16 protein-coding genes are annotated in these 19,134 nt (G+C 59.3%); 9 read left to right on the forward strand and 7 right to left on the reverse strand.

Translation table 11 applies throughout. The features are described from left to right. Positions 1–50: 50 nt before the first annotated feature. From ACYVI2_RS21810 to ACYVI2_RS21820, 3 genes are all read left to right on the forward strand, one after another. Positions 51–1,004, forward strand: a complete 954-nt coding sequence (locus tag ACYVI2_RS21810; RefSeq protein WP_415822085.1) for a helix-turn-helix domain-containing protein — start codon at positions 51–53, stop codon at positions 1,002–1,004. A gap of 103 nt (positions 1,005–1,107) precedes the next feature. Further along, positions 1,108–2,472 carry a glycolate oxidase subunit GlcF gene (gene glcF / locus ACYVI2_RS21815; RefSeq protein ID WP_460490354.1) on the forward strand — a complete coding sequence of 455 codons (1,365 nt, stop codon included), beginning with the start codon at positions 1,108–1,110 and terminating at the stop codon, positions 2,470–2,472. 6 nt (positions 2,473–2,478) lie between these two features. Next, on the forward strand, positions 2,479–4,005 hold the full coding sequence (locus ACYVI2_RS21820; RefSeq protein WP_415821946.1) for an FAD-binding oxidoreductase: 1,527 nt from the start codon (positions 2,479–2,481) through the stop codon (positions 4,003–4,005). 192 nt (positions 4,006–4,197) lie between these two features. Here ACYVI2_RS21820 and ACYVI2_RS21825 read toward each other — a convergent pair whose 3' ends face one another. From ACYVI2_RS21825 to ACYVI2_RS21855, 7 genes are all read right to left on the reverse strand, one after another. Continuing rightward, positions 4,198–5,106, reverse strand: coding sequence for an allantoinase PuuE (locus tag ACYVI2_RS21825; protein ID WP_415821947.1), 909 nt, complete (start codon positions 5,104–5,106; stop codon positions 4,198–4,200). Next, on the reverse strand, positions 5,103–5,597 hold the full coding sequence (locus tag ACYVI2_RS21830; RefSeq protein WP_415821948.1) for an ureidoglycolate lyase: 495 nt from the start codon (positions 5,595–5,597) through the stop codon (positions 5,103–5,105). Before ACYVI2_RS21830 ends, ACYVI2_RS21825 begins: the two co-directional genes overlap by 4 nt. A gap of 82 nt (positions 5,598–5,679) precedes the next feature. Further along, entirely contained in the window at positions 5,680–6,504 is an 825-nt protein-coding gene (locus ACYVI2_RS21835) for an ABC transporter permease (RefSeq protein WP_415821949.1), read from the reverse strand. After that, complete coding sequence (locus tag ACYVI2_RS21840) at positions 6,497–7,348, reverse strand: ABC transporter permease (RefSeq protein ID WP_415821950.1); 852 nt, start codon at positions 7,346–7,348, stop codon at positions 6,497–6,499. The genes ACYVI2_RS21835 and ACYVI2_RS21840 overlap by 8 nt, the downstream gene beginning before the upstream one ends. Beyond that, positions 7,345–8,376 carry an extracellular solute-binding protein gene (locus tag ACYVI2_RS21845; protein WP_415821951.1) on the reverse strand — a complete coding sequence of 344 codons (1,032 nt, stop codon included), beginning with the start codon at positions 8,374–8,376 and terminating at the stop codon, positions 7,345–7,347. The genes ACYVI2_RS21840 and ACYVI2_RS21845 overlap by 4 nt, the downstream gene beginning before the upstream one ends. 11 nt (positions 8,377–8,387) lie before the next feature. Further along, complete coding sequence (locus tag ACYVI2_RS21850; RefSeq protein WP_415821952.1) at positions 8,388–9,473, reverse strand: ABC transporter ATP-binding protein; 1,086 nt, start codon at positions 9,471–9,473, stop codon at positions 8,388–8,390. 285 nt (positions 9,474–9,758) lie between these two features. Continuing rightward, on the reverse strand, positions 9,759–10,655 hold the full coding sequence (locus ACYVI2_RS21855; protein WP_415821953.1) for a DMT family transporter: 897 nt from the start codon (positions 10,653–10,655) through the stop codon (positions 9,759–9,761). A 252-nt stretch (positions 10,656–10,907) separates the two neighbouring features. Between ACYVI2_RS21855 and ACYVI2_RS21860 the strand changes: the two genes are divergently transcribed. The 6 genes from ACYVI2_RS21860 to ACYVI2_RS21885 all read left to right on the forward strand — a co-directional run bounded on the left by ACYVI2_RS21860 (position 10,908) and on the right by ACYVI2_RS21885 (position 19,119). Further along, entirely contained in the window at positions 10,908–11,195 is a 288-nt protein-coding gene (locus tag ACYVI2_RS21860; protein ID WP_415821954.1) for a helix-turn-helix domain-containing protein, read from the forward strand. Next, entirely contained in the window at positions 11,188–12,579 is a 1,392-nt protein-coding gene (locus ACYVI2_RS21865) for a type II toxin-antitoxin system HipA family toxin (RefSeq protein WP_415821955.1), read from the forward strand. Before ACYVI2_RS21860 ends, ACYVI2_RS21865 begins: the two co-directional genes overlap by 8 nt. Positions 12,580–12,622: 43 nt before the next feature. Next, entirely contained in the window at positions 12,623–13,546 is a 924-nt protein-coding gene (locus ACYVI2_RS21870) for an MBL fold metallo-hydrolase (RefSeq protein ID WP_415821956.1), read from the forward strand. A 103-nt stretch (positions 13,547–13,649) separates the two neighbouring features. Next, on the forward strand, positions 13,650–15,152 hold the full coding sequence (locus tag ACYVI2_RS21875) for an ABC transporter substrate-binding protein (RefSeq protein ID WP_415821957.1): 1,503 nt from the start codon (positions 13,650–13,652) through the stop codon (positions 15,150–15,152). 20 nt (positions 15,153–15,172) lie between these two features. Then, positions 15,173–16,972, forward strand: coding sequence for a gamma-glutamyltransferase family protein (locus tag ACYVI2_RS21880; protein WP_415821984.1), 1,800 nt, complete (start codon positions 15,173–15,175; stop codon positions 16,970–16,972). A gap of 113 nt (positions 16,973–17,085) precedes the next feature. Beyond that, complete coding sequence (locus ACYVI2_RS21885; RefSeq protein WP_415821958.1) at positions 17,086–19,119, forward strand: hydantoinase/oxoprolinase family protein; 2,034 nt, start codon at positions 17,086–17,088, stop codon at positions 19,117–19,119. The last annotated feature ends 15 nt before the right edge of the window (positions 19,120–19,134 follow it).

Genomic DNA, 19,134 nt, shown 5'->3' on the forward strand with positions numbered 1-19,134 from the left:
ACGTGCCAGTCGATACCACTGGCAGCGACACCGAGCACTGTAGAGCCGACATGGCACCCCAATGGCACCGCTGGAGCACCCTCGATCATCAGCCTCATGCCCTGACGTTTTGGCATGACGCTGTCTGTGCCGGGGTGCTTGATTCTGAATTCACGGCCGAACCGAGCACCGATTTCAACGGCACCATGTTCAGCCAAACCCGCTCGGGCGCGCGGCTGGTGACGTTCGAGAGCTCGCCGCACGTCATCCGGCGCTCACAGCGGCACGTCAACCGCCATAACGGCGATCACCTCATGCTGGGCCTGCAGCTGCAAGGGCGGGCCATTCTGTCGCAGGGAGATCAGCAACAATGCCTGCAACAGGGCGAGTTCGGCCTGTTGGACACGAGTTCGGCATTCGACATTACCTTTCCTGATGTGACGGCGCGTCGCTTGGTGCTCTTGCCGCGCCATGCGCTGGGCGCGCGAGCGCCGGCTTTACGGAGGCTGCGGGCCCCACTGCGTTTGCCGGCCGATATGGCATTCTCCCCGATATTGGCGGAAACCATGCGCTTGCTGACCGACACGGCGATCAAGCTCGAAGACCGGACCGTCGATACCTTGCTGGGGACACTCATCGAGATCGTTGCGCTGCAGTGCGAATCCTCGGCAACCCCACGCGCACCCTCTACCGAGCTGTCGTTCATTACCGCACAACGCCATATCGAACGCGCCATCGCCGATCCGGAATTGACGCCCTCATCGGTCGCCGCCGCGTGCCGCATATCCGTACGTACCCTGCATCGTCTTTTCGCGCGGCATGCCGAACTGTCATTCGAGGCATATGTGATGCAAGCTCGCCTCACACTCGCCCACAACATCCTCAGCGCAGGCAAAACGCGCACGGTCAGCGAAGCCGCATTTTCCTGCGGCTTCAACAATCTCTCGCATTTCACGCGGCGTTTTTCCGAGCGCTATGGAATGCTGCCTGTCGACATGCTCAAACAGCATCAGCCGGGCCGGTGACACCCTGAGAGGTTTGTGGTGACACGCTGAGCACAGCCGGTAACGCGCTCAAGCGACAGAATGACCAGCATCCGGGCTTCGGCCTGCATGCATCTGTCGCACCATGACCAAGACCATCGCCATTCATCGCCAAGAGCAGGTTCGCTCTGCCACCGAAAGCTGCGTGCATTTTGGGTTCTGCACCGCAGTCTGTCCCACCTATGTGCTCGATGGCGAAGAGCTCGACTCCCCACGCGGGCGCATTGCGCTCGCCCGCGACATGCTGAGCAGCAACGCGCCGCCCAGTGCGACGGCGATACGGCACCTCGACCGCTGCCTGTCCTGTCTGTCGTGCGAGACAACGTGCGCAGCAGGCGTCTCGTATCGAGAGATCATCGATGGCGCGCGCCAGTACATTGAGCAGAGCCGCGTTCGGCCGCTGACACAACGGTTATTGCGCTGGCTGGTGGCACGCGTCTTGACGACACCAGCCTTGTTGCGCCCCGCGCTGAAGATCAGCCGGGCCTGCCAGGGCCTGAGCCGCCTGTTGCCCGCCTCGCTAGGCACCATGGTGCAATTGGCCGACGCCCCGGCCCTCAAAGCCTTCGCTCCCCGGAACATCCCGCCCACCCCAGCGGCCCCGCCATCCACCAGACGCGTAGCACTGTTGACGGGCTGCGTGCAGTCCGTACTCGGCGCCGAGATAAACGCCTCGGCAGAGCGCCTGTTGGCTCGTCATGGCATTGCCGTCGAGCCGATGCCCGACGTGCAATGTTGCGGCGCGCTGGAGCTGCATATGGGCAAACGCGATGATGCGGTTCAACACATGAAACGCACAGTGCGCCTATGGTCAAATGCCCTGAAAACTGGGCGTATTGACGCCATCGTGAACACCACATCGGGATGCGGCTCTGTCATCAAGCACTATGACGCGATGCTCTCCGACCACCCCGAGCTATCGTCCGACGTGCGCCGTGTGATCGACGCCACCGTCGATATCACTGAGATCGCGGCGACACTGCCGCTCTCGACCGATGGCGCCGCCCTGGGATTGGTCGTCTCCTACCATGATGCATGTTCGTTGAAGCATGGTTTACGGTTGGAACGCCCACCGCGACGCGTGCTGAACAACCTGGGTATTGAAACCCTGGACATCGCAGAATCCCACCTCTGCTGCGGCTCCGCCGGCACCTACAACATTCTGGAACCCGAGATGTCTGCGCGGCTCGGCCAACGCAAGGCCGCTCATGCCCAAGCCAATCAACCCGATGTCATCGCGGCGGGCAATATCGGCTGCCTGGTACAGATATCTCGCTACACCGCGGTACCGGTCGCACACACCGTTCAACTGCTGGACTGGGCAACAGGGGGACCGTGCCCGCGTGGACTGGAAAATTTCCAGCCGCGAACGCCTGCCGTTCCAGATTCTCAAGCGCTGGCTCCCGAGCCAGCTGCAGCAACCGCCGATAACGGCGATTTCCTGTGGTGATCCTTTATGTCTACTCACGCTCAAATCATCGATTTTTCCAATGCGGTTGCGGCCGAGCTCGGCGATGAAGCCATTACGCTCGGCGATGATGTACGCCATCGCTATGGCGAACATACGCTGCCCGGCCCCGATGTCCTGCCGGGGGCCGTGGCATATCCGGACTCCACCCAGGCAGTGCAGACGCTCATCCGCCTGGCCAATCAATTCCGCGTCCAGCTCTATCCCATCAGCAATGGCCAGAACATCGGCCTGGGAACTCGCTCGCCTATCGTTCCCGGCCAGGTAGTGGTCGACCTGGGACGCCGCATGAACCGCATTCTCGACGTCGATGAAAAGCTCGGCTATTGCGTCATCGAACCCGGCGTCAGCTTTCGCACGATGCATGATGAACTCAAGCGCAGAGACAGCAAGCTGATGATTTCCCCCACCGCCGGCCCATCGCAAGGCAGCATACTGGCCAATGCGCTGGACAAAGGCGGCGGCAGCGGCGCCTATGCCGATCATTTCGGCATGATATGCGGCATGGAAATCGTGCTGGGAAATGGCGACATCATCCGCACTGGCGACGGCAGTCTCGCAGGCGACACGCATCCGAATTGGCACGTCTCCAAATATAGTTTCGGCCCAACACTGGACGGCCTGTTCTCGCAGTCCAACTTTGGCATCGTCACTCGCGTGGGCATGTGGCTCATGCCACGCCCGCCGCATATCGAGCCGTTCTTTTTCACATTCCCCGACGATGGCGACGTGGCAGAGGTCATTGAACGCATACGGCCGCTGAAATTGAGCAACTTCGTGCCCACACTGATCCGTGCTACCAACGATCTCTATCTGCTAGCCTCTGTCGCAACGAATCCCGAATATGCGGCCAGCAATGGCACGCGTTCGCTGTCCGATGAAGGCCGCGCAGCACTGCGGCGCCAGCATGGCCTGGGATCATGGACAGTTTCCGGCGCGCTATACGGCGCAAGCCGCGCCGCGCTCATGCCTCAGATCGAACGCATTTCGAACCATTTTCTCGCCTCCGGCAAGGGCCGCCAGATTCCGCTCGAAGAAGCGGAAACCATTGCGCCGCTGCACATCGCCACCAACTCCAATACCGGCGTACCAACAGACAGCGAACTCAAAATGCTGGGCTGGCGGCCGGGCGGTGGCGCAATCTGGCTGTCTGCCGGATCCCCTGTCGTAGGCAGCACCGTGAACGATTTCCAGACGGAGGCCAGACGCATCTGCCACGCACACGGACTGGAATATCTGCTCTCTAACGTATGCGGCGCGCGTTTTGCCCGAAGCGTGCACTCGATCATCTACAACCGGGAAAATCCTGACGAGACGGCACGCGCCGATGCATGCTATCGCGCGCTCAGCGAATGTTTCGCGTCCCGCGGCGTATTCGTAGGCCGGGCCCCGACGATGTACCAGTCCTTTCATCAGGCGCAGCGCATGCCCGAATTCACTCGCGCCTGCTCTGCCATCAAGGCTGCTCTGGACCCGAATGGCGTCATTGCGCCAGGGAAATACGGCATCATGTAGAACGCCGGCCCTAGATCGGGCGCAGCGTCTGTGTCCGATCAAAAACGAACAAAGGACAAACACCACGCCATCGCGCCGCCTCCATTCAGAGACCGCCATTTGCCACGTCCGGTTCGCATTCCATAGAATGCGAACCCTTCTCACTAGATGCATAGAAAATCAATCTCTCATGCATCAGGCCCGCCGAAACGCCTAGCCCTGATAGGGATGCGTTCGGCGCCAGTGCTCCGCGATATCGAGACGGCGCGTGATCCAGACCCCTTCATGGCCCATCACGTAATCCAGAAAACGCTGCAGTCCGGCGGCGCGGGACGGATGCCCCACCAGTCTCATATGCAACCCCACTGACATCATTTTGGGGGTCTTGGCGCCCTCCGCGTACAGCATGTCGAAGGCGTCCTTCAGAAAGCCAAACCACTGGTCTGCGGTGCCCATCCACCCAGCGTACTTGCCATCGTTGTTCGTCAACGAGTAGGGCACGATCAACTGCGGTTTGCCGTCGACCAATTGCCAAAGCGGCAACTCGTCACCGTAATAATCCGAGTCATACAAAAACCCGCCCTCTTCCATGAGGAGGCGCCGGGTATTGACACTGGGCCCGTAGCGACAATACCAGCCCAACGGGCGCTCGCCGATCGTTTTGCTCAGAGACTCGATCGCCAGCCGGATATGTTCGCGCTCCTGATCTTCGCTGAGCTCATAATGTTTTATCCAACGCCAGCCATGACAACACACGTCATAACCCATCTGCCTGATCTTGGCAGCAGCCAGGGGGTTGCGTTCCAGCGCCAGCGCACAACCAAACACGGTCATAGGCAGGCCGCGCTCCTCAAACAGGCGCACCAGCCGCCAGAACCCCACTCGACTGCCATACTCGAACATCCCCTCGGCGGCCAGGTCGCGGCCGTCCCCCATCTGGTTCAGGCCATGCGCCTCGGTCAGCCCAGTTTCGGTGTGATGCTCTCCATCCTGAAAAGAGGGCTCAGAACCTTCTTCGTAGTTCATGACGAAATTCAGCGCCAGCCGAGCCCCTGCAGGCCATTGAGGATTGGGAGGATGCTCGCCATAGCCAATAAAATCACGTGCGGGTTGCCATGTCATGTTGGGGCTATCTCCTGGTTGGGCACTACATCGAACGGTTCAACTTCGACGAACTCCTCGTCGCCTTCGCCGCCTGCCGCCCACATGAACACGACGAAACTCGCAGGCCGGCCAAAGACCGTCATGCCGTGATGCCATGTATCGGCGCGATAGGTGACGCCTTGGTCGCCACTGGCCAAGAAAGCTCTCGCCTGCATAATGTCCGGCCCGCCGTCGGGAAGATGCGGTGCCACGACAACGAGATACTGATCCACATCAATCGGGATAAAAGTCTGCGAGGAATACTCATGTCGTTCGAGCATCGTGGCCCGCAGCGGTAAAGCAGGACTGGGCTCTCGCAACGACAACGACAGACTCGGCTTTGCCTCTTTGCGCAAATTGCCCAAGGCATCGTTGTAATAGGTGCGCCCTGCCGACGTGGGCAAGGTCAGCACATCACCATAGGGAGTAAAGGCCTCGACAGTCAACAATTCGACTTTCACGTTATGCACGATCCCTCTCCTCTAAACATAGTGACAAACGGCGGTAAGCCTCGTGATATCACCGTAGATACGACATCATCAAAAACGCGCTTCATTGGCCCTGCAACCGCCGGCTCAAACCCGTCAGGCGCTCCATCACCAACATCAGCACCAACACACTGACAATCAACACGCCAGACACTGCCGCCACGCGCACGTCCAGCGTGGACTCCATCATTCCCCACATCCGGATAGGAAGCATGTCGCTGCGAGGGCTGGATAGAAACAGCGAGATAGGTACGTTATCGATCGACGCCATGAACGCCATAAAAGTTCCCGCCGCCAAACCAGGGAAAATAATAGGCAGCGTGACCCTGCGAAAGGTATAGAACCGCCCTGCGCCCAAGCTGGCCGAGCATTCCAGCAAACTGCCCTCCAGCTGCACCAGGCTGGCACTGGTCGTGCGCAGCACGAAAGGCACGATCATCACGGCATGTCCCACCGTCATCAACATGAGCGACGGCCGCAAGCCTATGGCAGTAAAAAACACCAACGCCGCCAACCCAAAAGCAATCCCTGGCAATATCAACGGCGACATGAAAAAAGCATCCAATGCACGAGCCTTGCGGCAGCTCGATCGGGCAAGCGCCAATGCCGCAGCACCACCGAATACAGCTGCCGCCAACGCCGACCAGGCTGCCACCATCAAGCTATTGCCAGCCGCCCGATGAATCGGCGCAGAAACCATGGGATCGAACAAGCGTCGATACCAATCCAGCGACAGGCCCGGAGGCGGGAATCGCAATGTCTGGCTATCCGTCAGCGAAGTCACCAATACGACGATCACCGGGCCAACCAGCACCAACAACGCCAGGCCCGCGATGCCACCGATCACCGAGTAGTAGCTCAAGTCGGAGAGCGAGTTTCGTCTAGACATGTAAATACCTCGAACCGCGCCGCCCAAGCGCTGCCATCAACACGATGCACAACATGACCGAGGCCAACAGCACGATAGAGGCCACCGCAGCCAAGGGCCAGTTATACACAACCAGAGATTGCTGCCAGATGACCAATGGCAAATACACCAGACGATTGCCTCCGATAATGGATTGCGAGATAAACGCCGTGGTCGAACTGGCAAACACCAACGTACATCCCGCGACCAGCCCTGGAATCGACAGCGGTAACACCACCTTGAACAAGGTCCGCCAGCGTGACGCCCCCAGCGCCACAGAAGCATCAATCAAATTTCGATCCATGCGAGCCATGACACTGATCAATGGCAATAGCATCATCGGCATCTCGATTTGCGTCAGAGACAGCACCAGCCCGAACTCGGTCTGAAGCAGGCGCAATGGCGCCGGGCTTAAACCCAACGCCATGACAACCTGATTGATGACGCCCTCATTGCCCAGGATGACAATCCAGGCAAACGTGCGCACGACGACCGACAACAGCACCGGCATGATGATGATGAACAGCATCAACCGCCGCCATCGCTCGTTGGCCTGCATGTATACCATCGCCAGGGGATAGCCTATCAACAGCGTCGCACACACCGTCATGACGCCGAGCTTGAGCGTATCCAGCGTGACCTTCCAGTAAAACGGATCCGAGACGAACTTATTCCATGTCGCCAAGCCCAGCCGGGTCAGCCCATCGTCCTCATATGCGCTGGTCGCCACCAGCATGAACAGCGGTGCCGCGAAAAAAACCATAAAGGCCAATGTCAACGGCACTGCCAGCGGCCAGCGTCCCGGCGAAATAGCGGCATTGCTCAACGGGCGACTTCCCTATTGAAACGCTCGATCCATGCCGCACGCTGTGGATTGATCTGCGCCCAGTCATGCTGCACCATGCCCGACATTTCGGACAGGCTCTTTAGCGGCAGCGTATCGTCCAACGTCACGTCCGACGCGACAGGCGCCATGAAATAAGGCCCTTTCATCAGCTCTGTTTGTACAGGCGCGGAGAGCACCGTATCGATGTATTGATAAGCGTTGTCGACTTGCTCGGCGCCTTTCGCAATGTGCATCGTCGTGAAAAAAGTAATGACCCCGCTGGCAGGCCTCACGAACTCGATGTCGATACCGCGCGCTTTCAACGTCCCCACCGTTTGAGTATTGGCATACATGATGTCGCACTGGCCCTGCTGGAACAGACTGGGCATCGAGGCAGGCGCACCGATGACCGCGATTTTGGGCAGAACCTTTTTCAGCTCGATAAAAAAGGGCTCGACGTCTATCCCTTTTGCACCAAATGCTTTGGACATTTCCAGGATGGATACCGTGCCAAATGTCGTCTGAAACCCCGTCAACCCCAAACGCGACACGTACGGCTCGGCGAACAAATCTGCCCAATCGCTAGGTGGCTTGTCGAATTTCTTGGGGTTGTACGCGATCCCGACAAACTGCGCGGCGATCGTTACGCCATACTCATCCGCCATGCCAGGCTGTAGTTTCGCGGCGTTGCTCAAGCGAGAAGGATCAAATTTCTCAAATAGCCCGGCGTCGATAGCCGTCACACGTGGACCCGGATCCAGCAGGAACGTATCAAATAATGGATTGCCGCGCGCGGCACGCGCCTTGGCAATCTGATCCACCGCATAGAGCGGCTGCATTTCCAGCGTCACCCCGTGCGCCTTCTGCAGGGCAGGCGCCACGATAGAGCGGTACGCCTCCTCCCAAGAGCCCGGATATACCGCACTGACCACCGACCCATTGGCATGCGCAAGGCGCGGCAGCATCGCCAACGCACCCAATGAGGCGGCGCCAGCCAGCAATTGACGGCGAACGGGATCATGCTTCATAGCCTTTTCCTTCAGTTGACGTTAGAGGACGATGAAAAAATGGAAGGCATCGCATCTGGGCGTACACCGCACCACACCGCCCTCTGCGGCGTGCGAACGCCACCTCTGCGCATTGCAGAGATCTTGATAGCCACCTGATTGCGCGTCAGCACTTGATGCACGACGCTGGGCCCCAATGGCAGGCTCAGCGTGACATCGACCGGCCAGCGCCCCACTCCATCCTGCTCAAAGAGATCCAGATGCTCGGGCCGCAACGACACTGTCACACGCTGCCCCGCAGAAAAATCTGCCGAATGCGGCACTACGATGCTGCCACCCGCGTCGAGTGCCACACATAATCCAGCCCCGTCCGCCGCGGATACGCGCCCCTCCAGTAGATTGGTCGTGCCGATGAAACTGTTGACGAACAAGGTATCGGGACGATCATAGATATCCACCGGCGATCCCAATTGTTCGACACGTCCGTGATTCATGATCGCGATACGATCTGCCACACTCATGGCTTCTTCTTGATCGTGGGTGACCAGGATGGCCGTCAGGCCGAGCTGACGCTGCAAGCGCTTGATCTCGATCTGCATATCCAATCGCAGATTTTTGTCGAGTGCACTGAAAGGCTCGTCCAACAGGAGAATCCGCGGCTCAGTTGCAATGGCGCGAGCCAACGCGATGCGTTGCTGTTGTCCTCCCGACAACTGACGCGGGTAACGCTGCGCCACATGAGGCAGCTGCACCACCTCCAGGCACTCCTGCACACGGCGCACGACATCGACGCGACGACGGCCACGCGCATCAAGACCGTAGGCTACGTTCTGCGCCACAGTCATGTGCGGGAACAACGCATAGTTCTGAAACACGATACCGATATCGCGTCGATTCGGCTGCAGATCGTCAATCGATCTGCCGTCCACCCGGACCTTGCCCTGTGTCTGCTTGACAAAGCCTGCCACGATGCGCAGCAACGTGGTTTTACCGCACCCCGATGGCCCCAGCAGCGCTAGCACTTCTCCCGGCTCGACTGAAAGATCAACCTGGTCAACGGCCAGAAAACCGCTATATCGATGACTTACGGATTCAATGTCCAACGAGTGCTTGTTCATCGTGTGCGTACACCGTCCTCTTCATGTTTCCGCATGCGCGGTAGACCATCGAGCCTAGGAACCCTATGCAAGGTTCGTGCCAACTCGTGGCAACACGAAAACGAAAACGGCGATGAACATGCTGATGGCCGCATGAATACTGGCCATTAGCCCGACATGAATACCTGCTGGGATACCAGCATTGCGCCAGAGAATGGGCCCGGAATCACCGTCACTGCGCCAACAGGACGAACGGCTGCTGCCCTGCCTTGGTGCAGGGGACTTCAATGTGGTGCGAAGGAAACCTCAGGCGCGTCGCGATTTGGCAGGTCGCGTTTCCCGCCACGCAATGTAGAGGCCGCTGCCGACAATGAAGGCAGCACCGAGATAGTCGGGTAACTCGGGAACGTCCTGCCACACAAACCAGCCGAGCAACGATGCCCATAGCAGGCCTGTGTAATCAAATGGCGCGACCACCGATGCCGGACCGATGCGAAACCCTTGGGTAATAAACGTCAACCCCAACGTGCTGAACAAAGCAATGCCTGCAAAATACGGCCAGTGCGACCACTCGGGCGGCGTCCAGAACGCAGGTACAGCGACTGCGCTACAGACCAACTGACCTACCACGATATACAGAGTCGTCGTCAGCATGCTCTCGGCCGCACCAATCGCCCTGGCCGTCAACATCATCACGGCATACAACGACGCAGTCGCCAGCGGCAAGAGCGCCGCCATCTGAAAACTCGCGGCGCCGGGCCGCACGATCACCAATACCCCGGCAAACCCGGCCGCCACCGCCAGCCAGCGTTTACCGTCTACCGGCTCCTTGAGTACCAGCACAGACAGTGCAGTCACGAACAGCGGCGCCGAAAACGCGATGGCCGTCGCCTCAGCCAAGGGCAATGATTGCAAGCCCAGATAGAACATCGACGCCGAAATGATATTGAGCGCCCCACGCACCAAGTGCAGCCCTGGATGCCGCGTGCGCAAAGCACGCCGCCCGCCCAACGCCAAGACCAGCACCAGGACCACCGGTAGCGCAATCGCGGCCCGCAGGAACAAAATCTGTACTGGGCTGTAGTACTCGCCCACCCATTTGGCCAGCGCATCGCTGCATGTCAGGAACAGGATGCCTGCAGATACACAGGCGATACCAGCTAATGGCGAAGCGCTAAAAGAGGAACTGCGCGAGGACGACATGGACACTACTCAGGAGTTACGATGACAAAGCCTCCATGATAGAGGCTAAGAGATCGAGCTGACGTCCCTGGCCGGAATGGCACCTTGACGAGAGAGGAGCCCAAAAAAGATGAATCCTCACCGTAGAAACCAAATCCTACCGCATACGAACCCAGCCTCCTCACCCGGCTAGGCAAGCCGGGAAACATCAAAAATATTAGACACAAATCCCATTCATTGACAAAATGACTAATATTTTGGACAATTTCACCCATGGATATGAGCGAAATTGGTGCAATTATACGAGAGCGGCGTCAGTCACGCGCGCTGACTCAGGCTGACCTGGCCCGCAAAGGCGGCGTATCCCGGGCGACGCTGAGCGCGCTCGAAAACGGACAATTGGCCGAACTTGGCATCAGCCGCTTGTCACGTCTGCTCGAGGTGCTGGGCTTGACGCTGCAGGTCGCCCAGGCGGAAATCTTCCGTCCCACGCTGGATGAGCTCAACGCCATGAACAACGAAAAGGCAAAAACACGCTCCAGGGAGCGCTATCGTGGCTAAACGCTCCCCTGCACGTATCGCGTCGCCAGACATCCTCGATGTCTGGGTGGACGACCATCTGGGTTTGCGCCCTGTTGGCGTACTTGAGCGCTACCCGGAGCCTGGCCGGAGCTTCCAATCGACGGTAGCGTTTTTCTACCACAGCGGCCTGCACGATGCAGATGCCGTGTCGATCACCATGCCGATCAAGCGCGATGCATACAAGCTCGATCAAGCTGGCCTGGAAAACAACCTGCCTCCCATTTTCGATCAGAATATTCCCGAAGGTGCATTACGTGACTACCTGATCGAGCGCTACAGAAAAGTAATCGAAGACATGGGGGACTTCGACATATTGCGTTTGGCCGGCAACCGCAGTATCGGACGCGTTCGTGTCGTGCCGCATGGTGAAACACCGAATTCGCTGGTTCCCAAGGCACCGGACGTCTCCGATATCCTTTCTGACCCGGATGCCCAAAAGCTATTGACGGAACTATTTGACCAATTGGCCGAGTTCTCTGGCGTCAGTGGCGTACAGCCCAAAGTATTGATCGAAGGACAGCAGACTACAACACTCAAGGATCCGAAAGTCTCCGGCTACCGCCGCCTCACCATGCAGAATGAGGGATATATCGTCAAAGCATCTGGCCAGGACTATCCCAGCCTGGCAATCAACGAGTACCTATGCCTGCATGCCTGCCGAATGAGCCTGCTGCCTACTGCCAAAGCAGCATTGTCCGATGACGGTCAGGTACTGGTCGTAGCCCGCTTTGATCGAGACAAAGCGGGCCTGCCCCTGGGTTTTGAAGACATGGCGTGCCTATCCGCCTATACCTCCAATGACAAGTACAAGGGCAGCTATGAGGAAATGGTCAAAAAACTGTCGCTCATGATTGAGTTCGAACAACGTCATGACGCATTGGCCGAATTGTTCAAATCGATCGCGCTTTCCTGCGTCCTGGGCAACGGCGATGCTCACTTGAAAAACTTTGGGTTGCTGTATCCTGATCCCACAGAACCGGCGCGTCTTGCACCGGCCTACGACATTTGCTGCACCGTGGCCTATTTACCGAGCGATCTGTTGGCGCTGTCCATGAACGACAGCAAGCGGTTCCCCAACCGGGCAACGCTGGAAAAGTTCGGACGAATCGCCTGCAAACTCAAGCCTCGCGAAATCGACAACATTCTGCAGGATGTCGCCACAGGCGTCGAAATGGCTGCCCTGGAACTCGCGCATTACCGCCATACGTATCCGGAGTTTGACGTGCGCTGCGGCGCAGGCATGCATAGAGCATGGTTGAGCGGAATGCGCCATACCTTGGGCAAAGGTGCTGACTACACATTGCCGACGACATTGGAGCAAGTCAGCGGACAAAACCCACGCGGTGGCAAACCATCGCACTGATCAACCTTCAACACCGTTGAACTCGACAGACAGGCATATTGCTATGGACAACGCACAGGATATCGCGATCTCGATCGTGCAACGCACGCTACGCGGCGAGCTGCCGCGGCCGGACGTGCATACTTTCTTCGACCCCGACACCTTCACCGCCAGCCACATCGTGCGCGACCCTGGCGGCAATGCCTGCGCCATCATTGATAGTGTCCTGGATTTCGACTATGCCAGCGGCCGCACGGCCGAAACTTCGGCAATGCGGATGGCTGCCCATGTCCAGGAACACCATCTGCAAACGCAGTGGGTGCTGGAAACCCATGCCCATGCCGATCACCTTTCCGCTGCGCCCCTGCTGATCTCTCAGTTGGGAGGACGGCTGGCCATCGGCAAACACATCACCACCGTCCAGAACGTATTCGGGAAAATCTTCAACGCCGGTACAGAGTTTGCGCGCGATGGCACCCAATTCGACGAACTTTTCGAGGACGGGGACCCATTTCAAATAGGCAGCCTGCAGGGGATTGCCCTGCATGTGCCCGGGCACACGCCAGCGTGCATGGCCTATGTCATCGGTGACGCCGTTTTCACCGGTGACACCTTATTCATGCCGGACTACGGTACGGCACGCTGCGATTTTCCAGGAGGAAACGCCGCGACGCTTTATCGATCGATCCAGCGCTTGCTGGCCCTGCCCGATGCCACGCGCGTGTTTGTGTGTCATGACTACAAGGCCCCTGGCCGGGATATCTATGCCTGGGAAACCACCATCGCAGACCAGCGCGCGGCAAACATCCATGTCCACTCAGGCGTCGACGAACAAGCCTTTGTCGCCATGCGCGAAAAACGCGATGCCACACTGTCCATGCCCAAACTCATCCTGCCGTCGATTCAGGTCAACATGTGTGGGGGGCAGCTGCCTGCGCCCGAAGATAACGGCGTCCGGTATCTGAAGCTGCCGTTGAATGTGTGGTGAGAAGTAGAATCCCGTTGTTGAGAGCTCGTAGCCAGTAGACCGCGACTCGTCACACTGGCGGCTCTTCTTCGCTTTACCTTCGATCACTGATAGAGGACCCTCCATGCGTAGCCTATGCCTAGCCCTGGCCGCGGCTGGCCTGTTTGCCAGCGCCGCCGCCACCGCCCAATCCACGATGCGTATCGGCCTGCAGGATGATCCTGATGTGCTCGACCCCGTCCGCGCGCGCACCTTTGTGGGCCGTATTGTGTTTGCGTCGCTATGCGACAAGCTGGTGGACATCTCGCCGGATCTGAAAATCGTGCCGCAACTGGCCGAGTCGTGGAAAACCAGCGACGATGGTTTGACGCTGACGTTCACACTGCGCGAAAACGCCTTTTATCACGACGGCGCACCCATCGACGCAGCCTCGGTCAAGGCGAATCTGGATCGTGCCATGACGCTGCCCGACAGCAACCGCAAGAGCGAGCTCATCTCGGTCGCCAGTGTGGACGCTCCCGATGCCCGCACCGTTGTATTGCATTTGAAAGAACGCGACGCATCCCTGCTGTCGCAGCTCTCTGACCGGGCCGGGATGATGCTGTCGCCGGCGACTTTCGACAAAGAGCCGGGTCGTAACCCAGTGTGCTCTGGTCCCTACAAGTTCAAGGAACGTGTCCAAAACGATCGTATCGTGCTGGATCGCTTTGACAAATATTGGGACAAGGATCACTACCATTTCGATCAAGTTATTTTCACCCCCATGCCCGACACCACGGTGCGCTTGAACAATCTGCGCGCCGGCGGCCTGGACATCATTGAACGGGTAGCGCCGAGTGACGCCGAGGCAGTGAAATCGGACTCGAATCTGCGATTGGCGCCTGTCACCGGCCTGGGCTACCAGGCTATCTCGGTCAACATCGCGAACGGCCCCCGTGCCGACAACCCGCTGGCCAAAGACAAGCGCGTACGCCAGGCGCTGGATCTGGCCATCGACCGCGACGTGATCAACCAGGTCGTAGGTGAAGGTATGTTCCAACCCGCTTATCAGCCCTTTCCGCCTGCCAGCTTTGCCTATGACAAAAGCATAGACCGCACGGGACGCGACCCGAAAAAGGCGCAAGAACTGCTCAAGCAAGCCGGCTACGATCGCGTCAAGTTCGAATTGACCTTTGGCAACAACACCACCATGCAGCAGGTGTTTGAGCTGGTACAGGCGATGGGATCCGAGGCCGGTTTTGATATTTCGCTAAAGCCCCTGGAATTCGCCTCCCTGCAATCGGCGCTGCCTCAAGGCGACTTTCAAGTCGGCCAAACGGGGTGGTCGGGCCGCGTCGACCCCAGCGGCAATATTTACCAGTACATCACGTGCAAGGGCACGTTGAACGATGGCAAATATTGCGACGCCGATATGGACAAGCTGATGAATGAAGCCCGCAGCGTTGCCGATGAGTCCAAACGCCGTGAGCTGTATTCGAAAGCCATGCGGAAAATGCAGGAAGACGATCCTCGCATCTATCTGTTCTATCTGCCCTGGATCTTTGGTACGCAAGCCAAGGTCCAAGGCTTTGTCCCCTACCCTGATGGCCTCATCCGCCTGAAGGACGTGACGGTGGCTGCAAAATGAGCATTGACTCCGGATATCGCATGTTCACCACGCGCCCCGAGATCCTGGGCACGTTTGGTGTAGTGACCTCGACGCACTGGCTGGCCAGCAGCGCTGGCATGGCGCTGCTGGAACGCGGCGGCAACGCGTTTGATGCAGCCGTGGCGTCCGGTTTTGTGCTGCAGGTCGTGGAACCGCACCTGGTAGGCCCGGCGGGTGAAGTGCCGGTGATTTTTCATTCGGTACGCACCGGCCGCACCGAGGTCCTGTGCGGCCAGGGCCCGACGCCGGCAGGCGCGACGCTGGAACACTACCAATCTCTCGGTCTGAACCTGATACCCGGCAATGGCTTGCTGCCTGCCGTCATCCCCGGCGCGTTCGACGCCTGGATGCTGATGCTGCGCGACCACGGCACATTGCGCGTGCGCGATGTGCTCGAGCCGGCGATCTATTACGCCGAGCAAGGCCACCCGTTGATGCCGCGCATCGCCAACACGATCGCGGGGCTCAAGGACTTCTTTACTGCGCACTGGCCCACCACCGCACAGGTCTACCTGCCTGGCGGCAACGTGCCTGAGGCTCGCAAGCTGTTTCGTAATCCCCGTCTGGCAGAGACCTGGCGCCGCGTATTGCGCGAGGCCGAAGCCGCCGGCAATGACCGCGAGCGTCAGATTGACGCGGCGCGGGATGCGTTTTATCGCGGCTTTGTGGCCGAGGCGATTGACCAATATGCCCGCCATAACGAAGTCATGGACGAGAGCGGCACGCCGCATCGTGGCGTCTTGACGGCCCAGGACATGGCCAGCTGGTCGGCGAGCTACGATACGCCGGCCACCTATGACTATCACGGCTATACCGTTGCGAAAGCAGGTGTATGGAGCCAAGGCCCCGTCCTCCTGCAAACCCTGGCATTGCTAAAAGGGCTGGACCTGCGGCAGGCAGGGCCGAATGGCGCGGAGTTCATTCATCACGTTACCGAGGCCATGAAGCTGGCGTTTGCCGACCGTGAGGCGTATTACGGCGACCCGTCTTTTGTCGATGTGCCCCTGGCGCATCTGCTGTCGGATGCCTATAACGACGAACGCCGTGCCTTGATTGGAGCCATGGCATCGCACGATCTGCAGCCGGGCCGCGTGCCCGGCTTCGAGGCGCAAGTGGACCGGGTCATGGACGTCTTGTCGCGCCTGTCAAAGGTCACACCCGTGGGCGCTCCGAGCAGCGAGCCCACGCTGGCCGACATGCGCGCCTCGGTCAAACGCGGCGATACCACCCATGTCGATGTGATCGACCGTTGGGGCAACATGGTATCGGCAACGCCATCAGGGGGATGGTTCCAATCATCGCCCGTGATCCCGGAGCTGGGGTTCCCGCTCAATACGCGCGCGCAGATGTTCTGGCTGGAACCCGGTCTGCCGGGCACACTGGCCCCCGGAAAACGGCCACGCACGACGCTGACGCCATCGCTGGCCCTGCGCGACGGCAAACCCTACATGGTGTTCGGCACACCTGGCGGAGATCAGCAAGAGCAGTGGCAATTGCTGCTATTCCTGCGCCATGTCCATCACGGATTGAATCTGCAGGAAGCCATCGACCAGCCCATGTCACACACGATGCACTTTCCGTCGTCGTTTTACCCGCGCGACCGCAAGCCAGGGCATCTGGCAGTGGAGACCTCGTTCGGCGCGGAGGTCATCGCTGATCTGCGCGCCCGCGGGCATGTCATCGAAGAGGAACCTGAGTGGTCCACGGGACGCTTGACGGCTGCGACCCGGGACGAGGATGGTTTGCTGCATGCAGCGGCGACGGCCAGGCTGATGCAGGCCTATGCCGTGGGGAGATAACCGCGCCAGCATAAGCCAACCAGATGACACCATAAGCCACACCCTATTCTCCCTCCCTGCCCCCGGCTTCTACCATCGAGTCCTCTTCAGTTGTCGTACCAAGGACTCAAAGCATGTACAGAATCGGTATAGACGTCGGGGGCACGTTCACCGACTTCACGCTGGTGAACAGCCAAAATGGCGAGGTCGCTTTTTTCAAGGTTCCCTCCACCCCCAGCGACCCATCGGAAGCCATCCATCAAGGCATTACCGGCCTCATGGACAAACACGGCCTGCAGCCGGATCAGATCGAACACATCGGCCATGGCACGACTGTCGCGACCAATCTCATCATCGAGCGCAAAATTGCCCCCTGCGGCCTGATTACGACCCGGGGATTTCGCGATGTATTGGAAATTGCCCGGCAGGTCCGGCCTCACCTGTACGACTATAGTGTGACGCGTCCCACCCCACTGGTGCGCCGCGCCTGGCGCCAGGAGGTGCCCGAACGCATCTCCCCGCAAGGCGAAGTCGTCGAGCCCCTGGACGAATCCGCTGTACGCGCGGCTGCCGAGGTATTGCGCGACGCTAGCGTACAGGCCGTCGCGATCTGTTTCCTGCATGCCTATCGCAATCCCGATCACGAACGCCGGGCGCGCGACATTGTGCGCGAGGTCTTGCCCGAAGCCTACATCAGCCTATCCAGCGACGTTTTACCCGAGTTCCGGGAATTCGAACGCCTGTCCACGACCACGCTCAATGCCTCGGTAGGACCACGCATGGAACGCTATCTGCAGCGCTTTCTGGAGCGTGTGGCCGATATCGGCATTCGTCATGAACCTCACACCATCCACTCCAATGGCGGCCTCATGTCGGTACAAACGGTGCGCCAGTTCCCCGTACGCACGTGTCTGTCAGGCCCCGCGGCTGGCGTCGTAGGAACGGCCGTACTCGGCCGCACCATAGGTTTCCCCAATGCCGTGACCTTTGACGTGGGCGGCACCAGCACCGATGTCTCGCTGATTCTGGAGGGACGTCCGGCGTTTACCTCCAGCCGCTCTGTGGCGGGTTATCCGGTCAAAACACCGATGGTGGACATCCATGTCATCGGCGCAGGCGGCGGCAGCATTGCCTGGATCGACGAGGCGGGATCGTTGAAAGTCGGCCCCCATAGCGCGGGCGCAGTCCCCGGCCCCGTCGGCTATGGCCGTGGAGGCACCGAGCCCACCATTACCGACGCCATGTTCACGTTGCAGCGCCTGAATCCAGTCAAACTGTTGAAAGGCCGGATGAACGTCGATGCAACCGCTGCACGCGAAGTGATCGCCCGCCGTATCGCAGAACCACTAGGTTTGAGCGCAGAGGCCGCAGCCGAGGGCATCATCCGTATTGCCAATGCCAATATGGCGCGTGCGATACGCTCGGTATCGACGGAGCGTGGCCATGAACTCTCGAAATTCGCCCTGTGCGCCTTTGGCGGCGCCGGTCCCCTGCACGCGCTCGACGTCGCGCGGGAATGCGGCATTCCTACCGTCATCATTCCCCAAGAGCCTGGCACATTGTGCGCGCGCGGCATTCTGCTGACGGATGTTTCCTTTGATTTTGTCGAAAGCGAAATCGCCGTCATTGAGCCTGAGGGCTGGCCACGCGTGCTCGCACGCCTGGACAGATTGCGCGAGGAAGCCAACCGCTGGCTCGAAGAAGAAGGCGTCGATGCCCCGAACCGCGATTACGAAGTCGTGATCGACGCGCGCTATGTCGGACAGAATTTTGAGGTCCAAGTAGCACTGCCCGCGCACGAAACGCCCTCTTTTGACGCATTCCACACAGGCTTTGGGCAAGCGCACCGGCGCGAGTATGGCTATGACGTGCCTGACCGCGCCATCGAGATCATCAACTGCCGTACCAAAGCCATTGGACGCGTGACCAAGGCCCCGCTGGCAAACATTGCCGAACGTGCGATTTCTCAACCGATTTCGCGCCGCCGCATCCATTTCGGCGAAGCCATCGGTTGGCGCGAGGCTGACGTCTACGATCGCGATCAACTGGGCGCCCATGCCAGTTTTGAAGGCCCGGTGGTTTTTGAAGAAATGAGTTCGACCACTGTTATCGCCCCCGGCCAATCGGCGCGCGTCGACGAATTCGGCAACATCGTGGTGCGGGTTTGAGCCTCGCCGCTGCTT

The sequence above is a fragment of the Bordetella tumbae genome (assembly GCF_054780995.1).

What these genes read in the sequence shown, in the direction of transcription:
- ACYVI2_RS21810 (WP_415822085.1), top strand. Translation starts at nt 51, where the DNA reads ATGGCACCCCAATGGCACCGCTGGAGCACCCTCGATCATCAGCCTCAT.
- glcF (WP_460490354.1), top strand. Translation starts at nt 1,108, where the DNA reads ATGACCAAGACCATCGCCATTCATCGCCAAGAGCAGGTTCGCTCTGCC.
- ACYVI2_RS21820 (WP_415821946.1), top strand. Translation starts at nt 2,479, where the DNA reads ATGTCTACTCACGCTCAAATCATCGATTTTTCCAATGCGGTTGCGGCC.
- ACYVI2_RS21825 (WP_415821947.1), bottom strand. Translation starts at nt 5,106, where the DNA reads ATGACATGGCAACCCGCACGTGATTTTATTGGCTATGGCGAGCATCCT.
- ACYVI2_RS21835 (WP_415821949.1), bottom strand. Translation starts at nt 6,504, where the DNA reads ATGTCTAGACGAAACTCGCTCTCCGACTTGAGCTACTACTCGGTGATC.
- ACYVI2_RS21845 (WP_415821951.1), bottom strand. Translation starts at nt 8,376, where the DNA reads ATGAAGCATGATCCCGTTCGCCGTCAATTGCTGGCTGGCGCCGCCTCA.
- ACYVI2_RS21850 (WP_415821952.1), bottom strand. Translation starts at nt 9,473, where the DNA reads ATGAACAAGCACTCGTTGGACATTGAATCCGTAAGTCATCGATATAGC.
- ACYVI2_RS21855 (WP_415821953.1), bottom strand. Translation starts at nt 10,655, where the DNA reads ATGTCGTCCTCGCGCAGTTCCTCTTTTAGCGCTTCGCCATTAGCTGGT.
- ACYVI2_RS21860 (WP_415821954.1), top strand. Translation starts at nt 10,908, where the DNA reads ATGGATATGAGCGAAATTGGTGCAATTATACGAGAGCGGCGTCAGTCA.
- ACYVI2_RS21870 (WP_415821956.1), top strand. Translation starts at nt 12,623, where the DNA reads ATGGACAACGCACAGGATATCGCGATCTCGATCGTGCAACGCACGCTA.
- ACYVI2_RS21875 (WP_415821957.1), top strand. Translation starts at nt 13,650, where the DNA reads ATGCGTAGCCTATGCCTAGCCCTGGCCGCGGCTGGCCTGTTTGCCAGC.
- ACYVI2_RS21880 (WP_415821984.1), top strand. Translation starts at nt 15,173, where the DNA reads ATGTTCACCACGCGCCCCGAGATCCTGGGCACGTTTGGTGTAGTGACC.
- ACYVI2_RS21885 (WP_415821958.1), top strand. Translation starts at nt 17,086, where the DNA reads ATGTACAGAATCGGTATAGACGTCGGGGGCACGTTCACCGACTTCACG.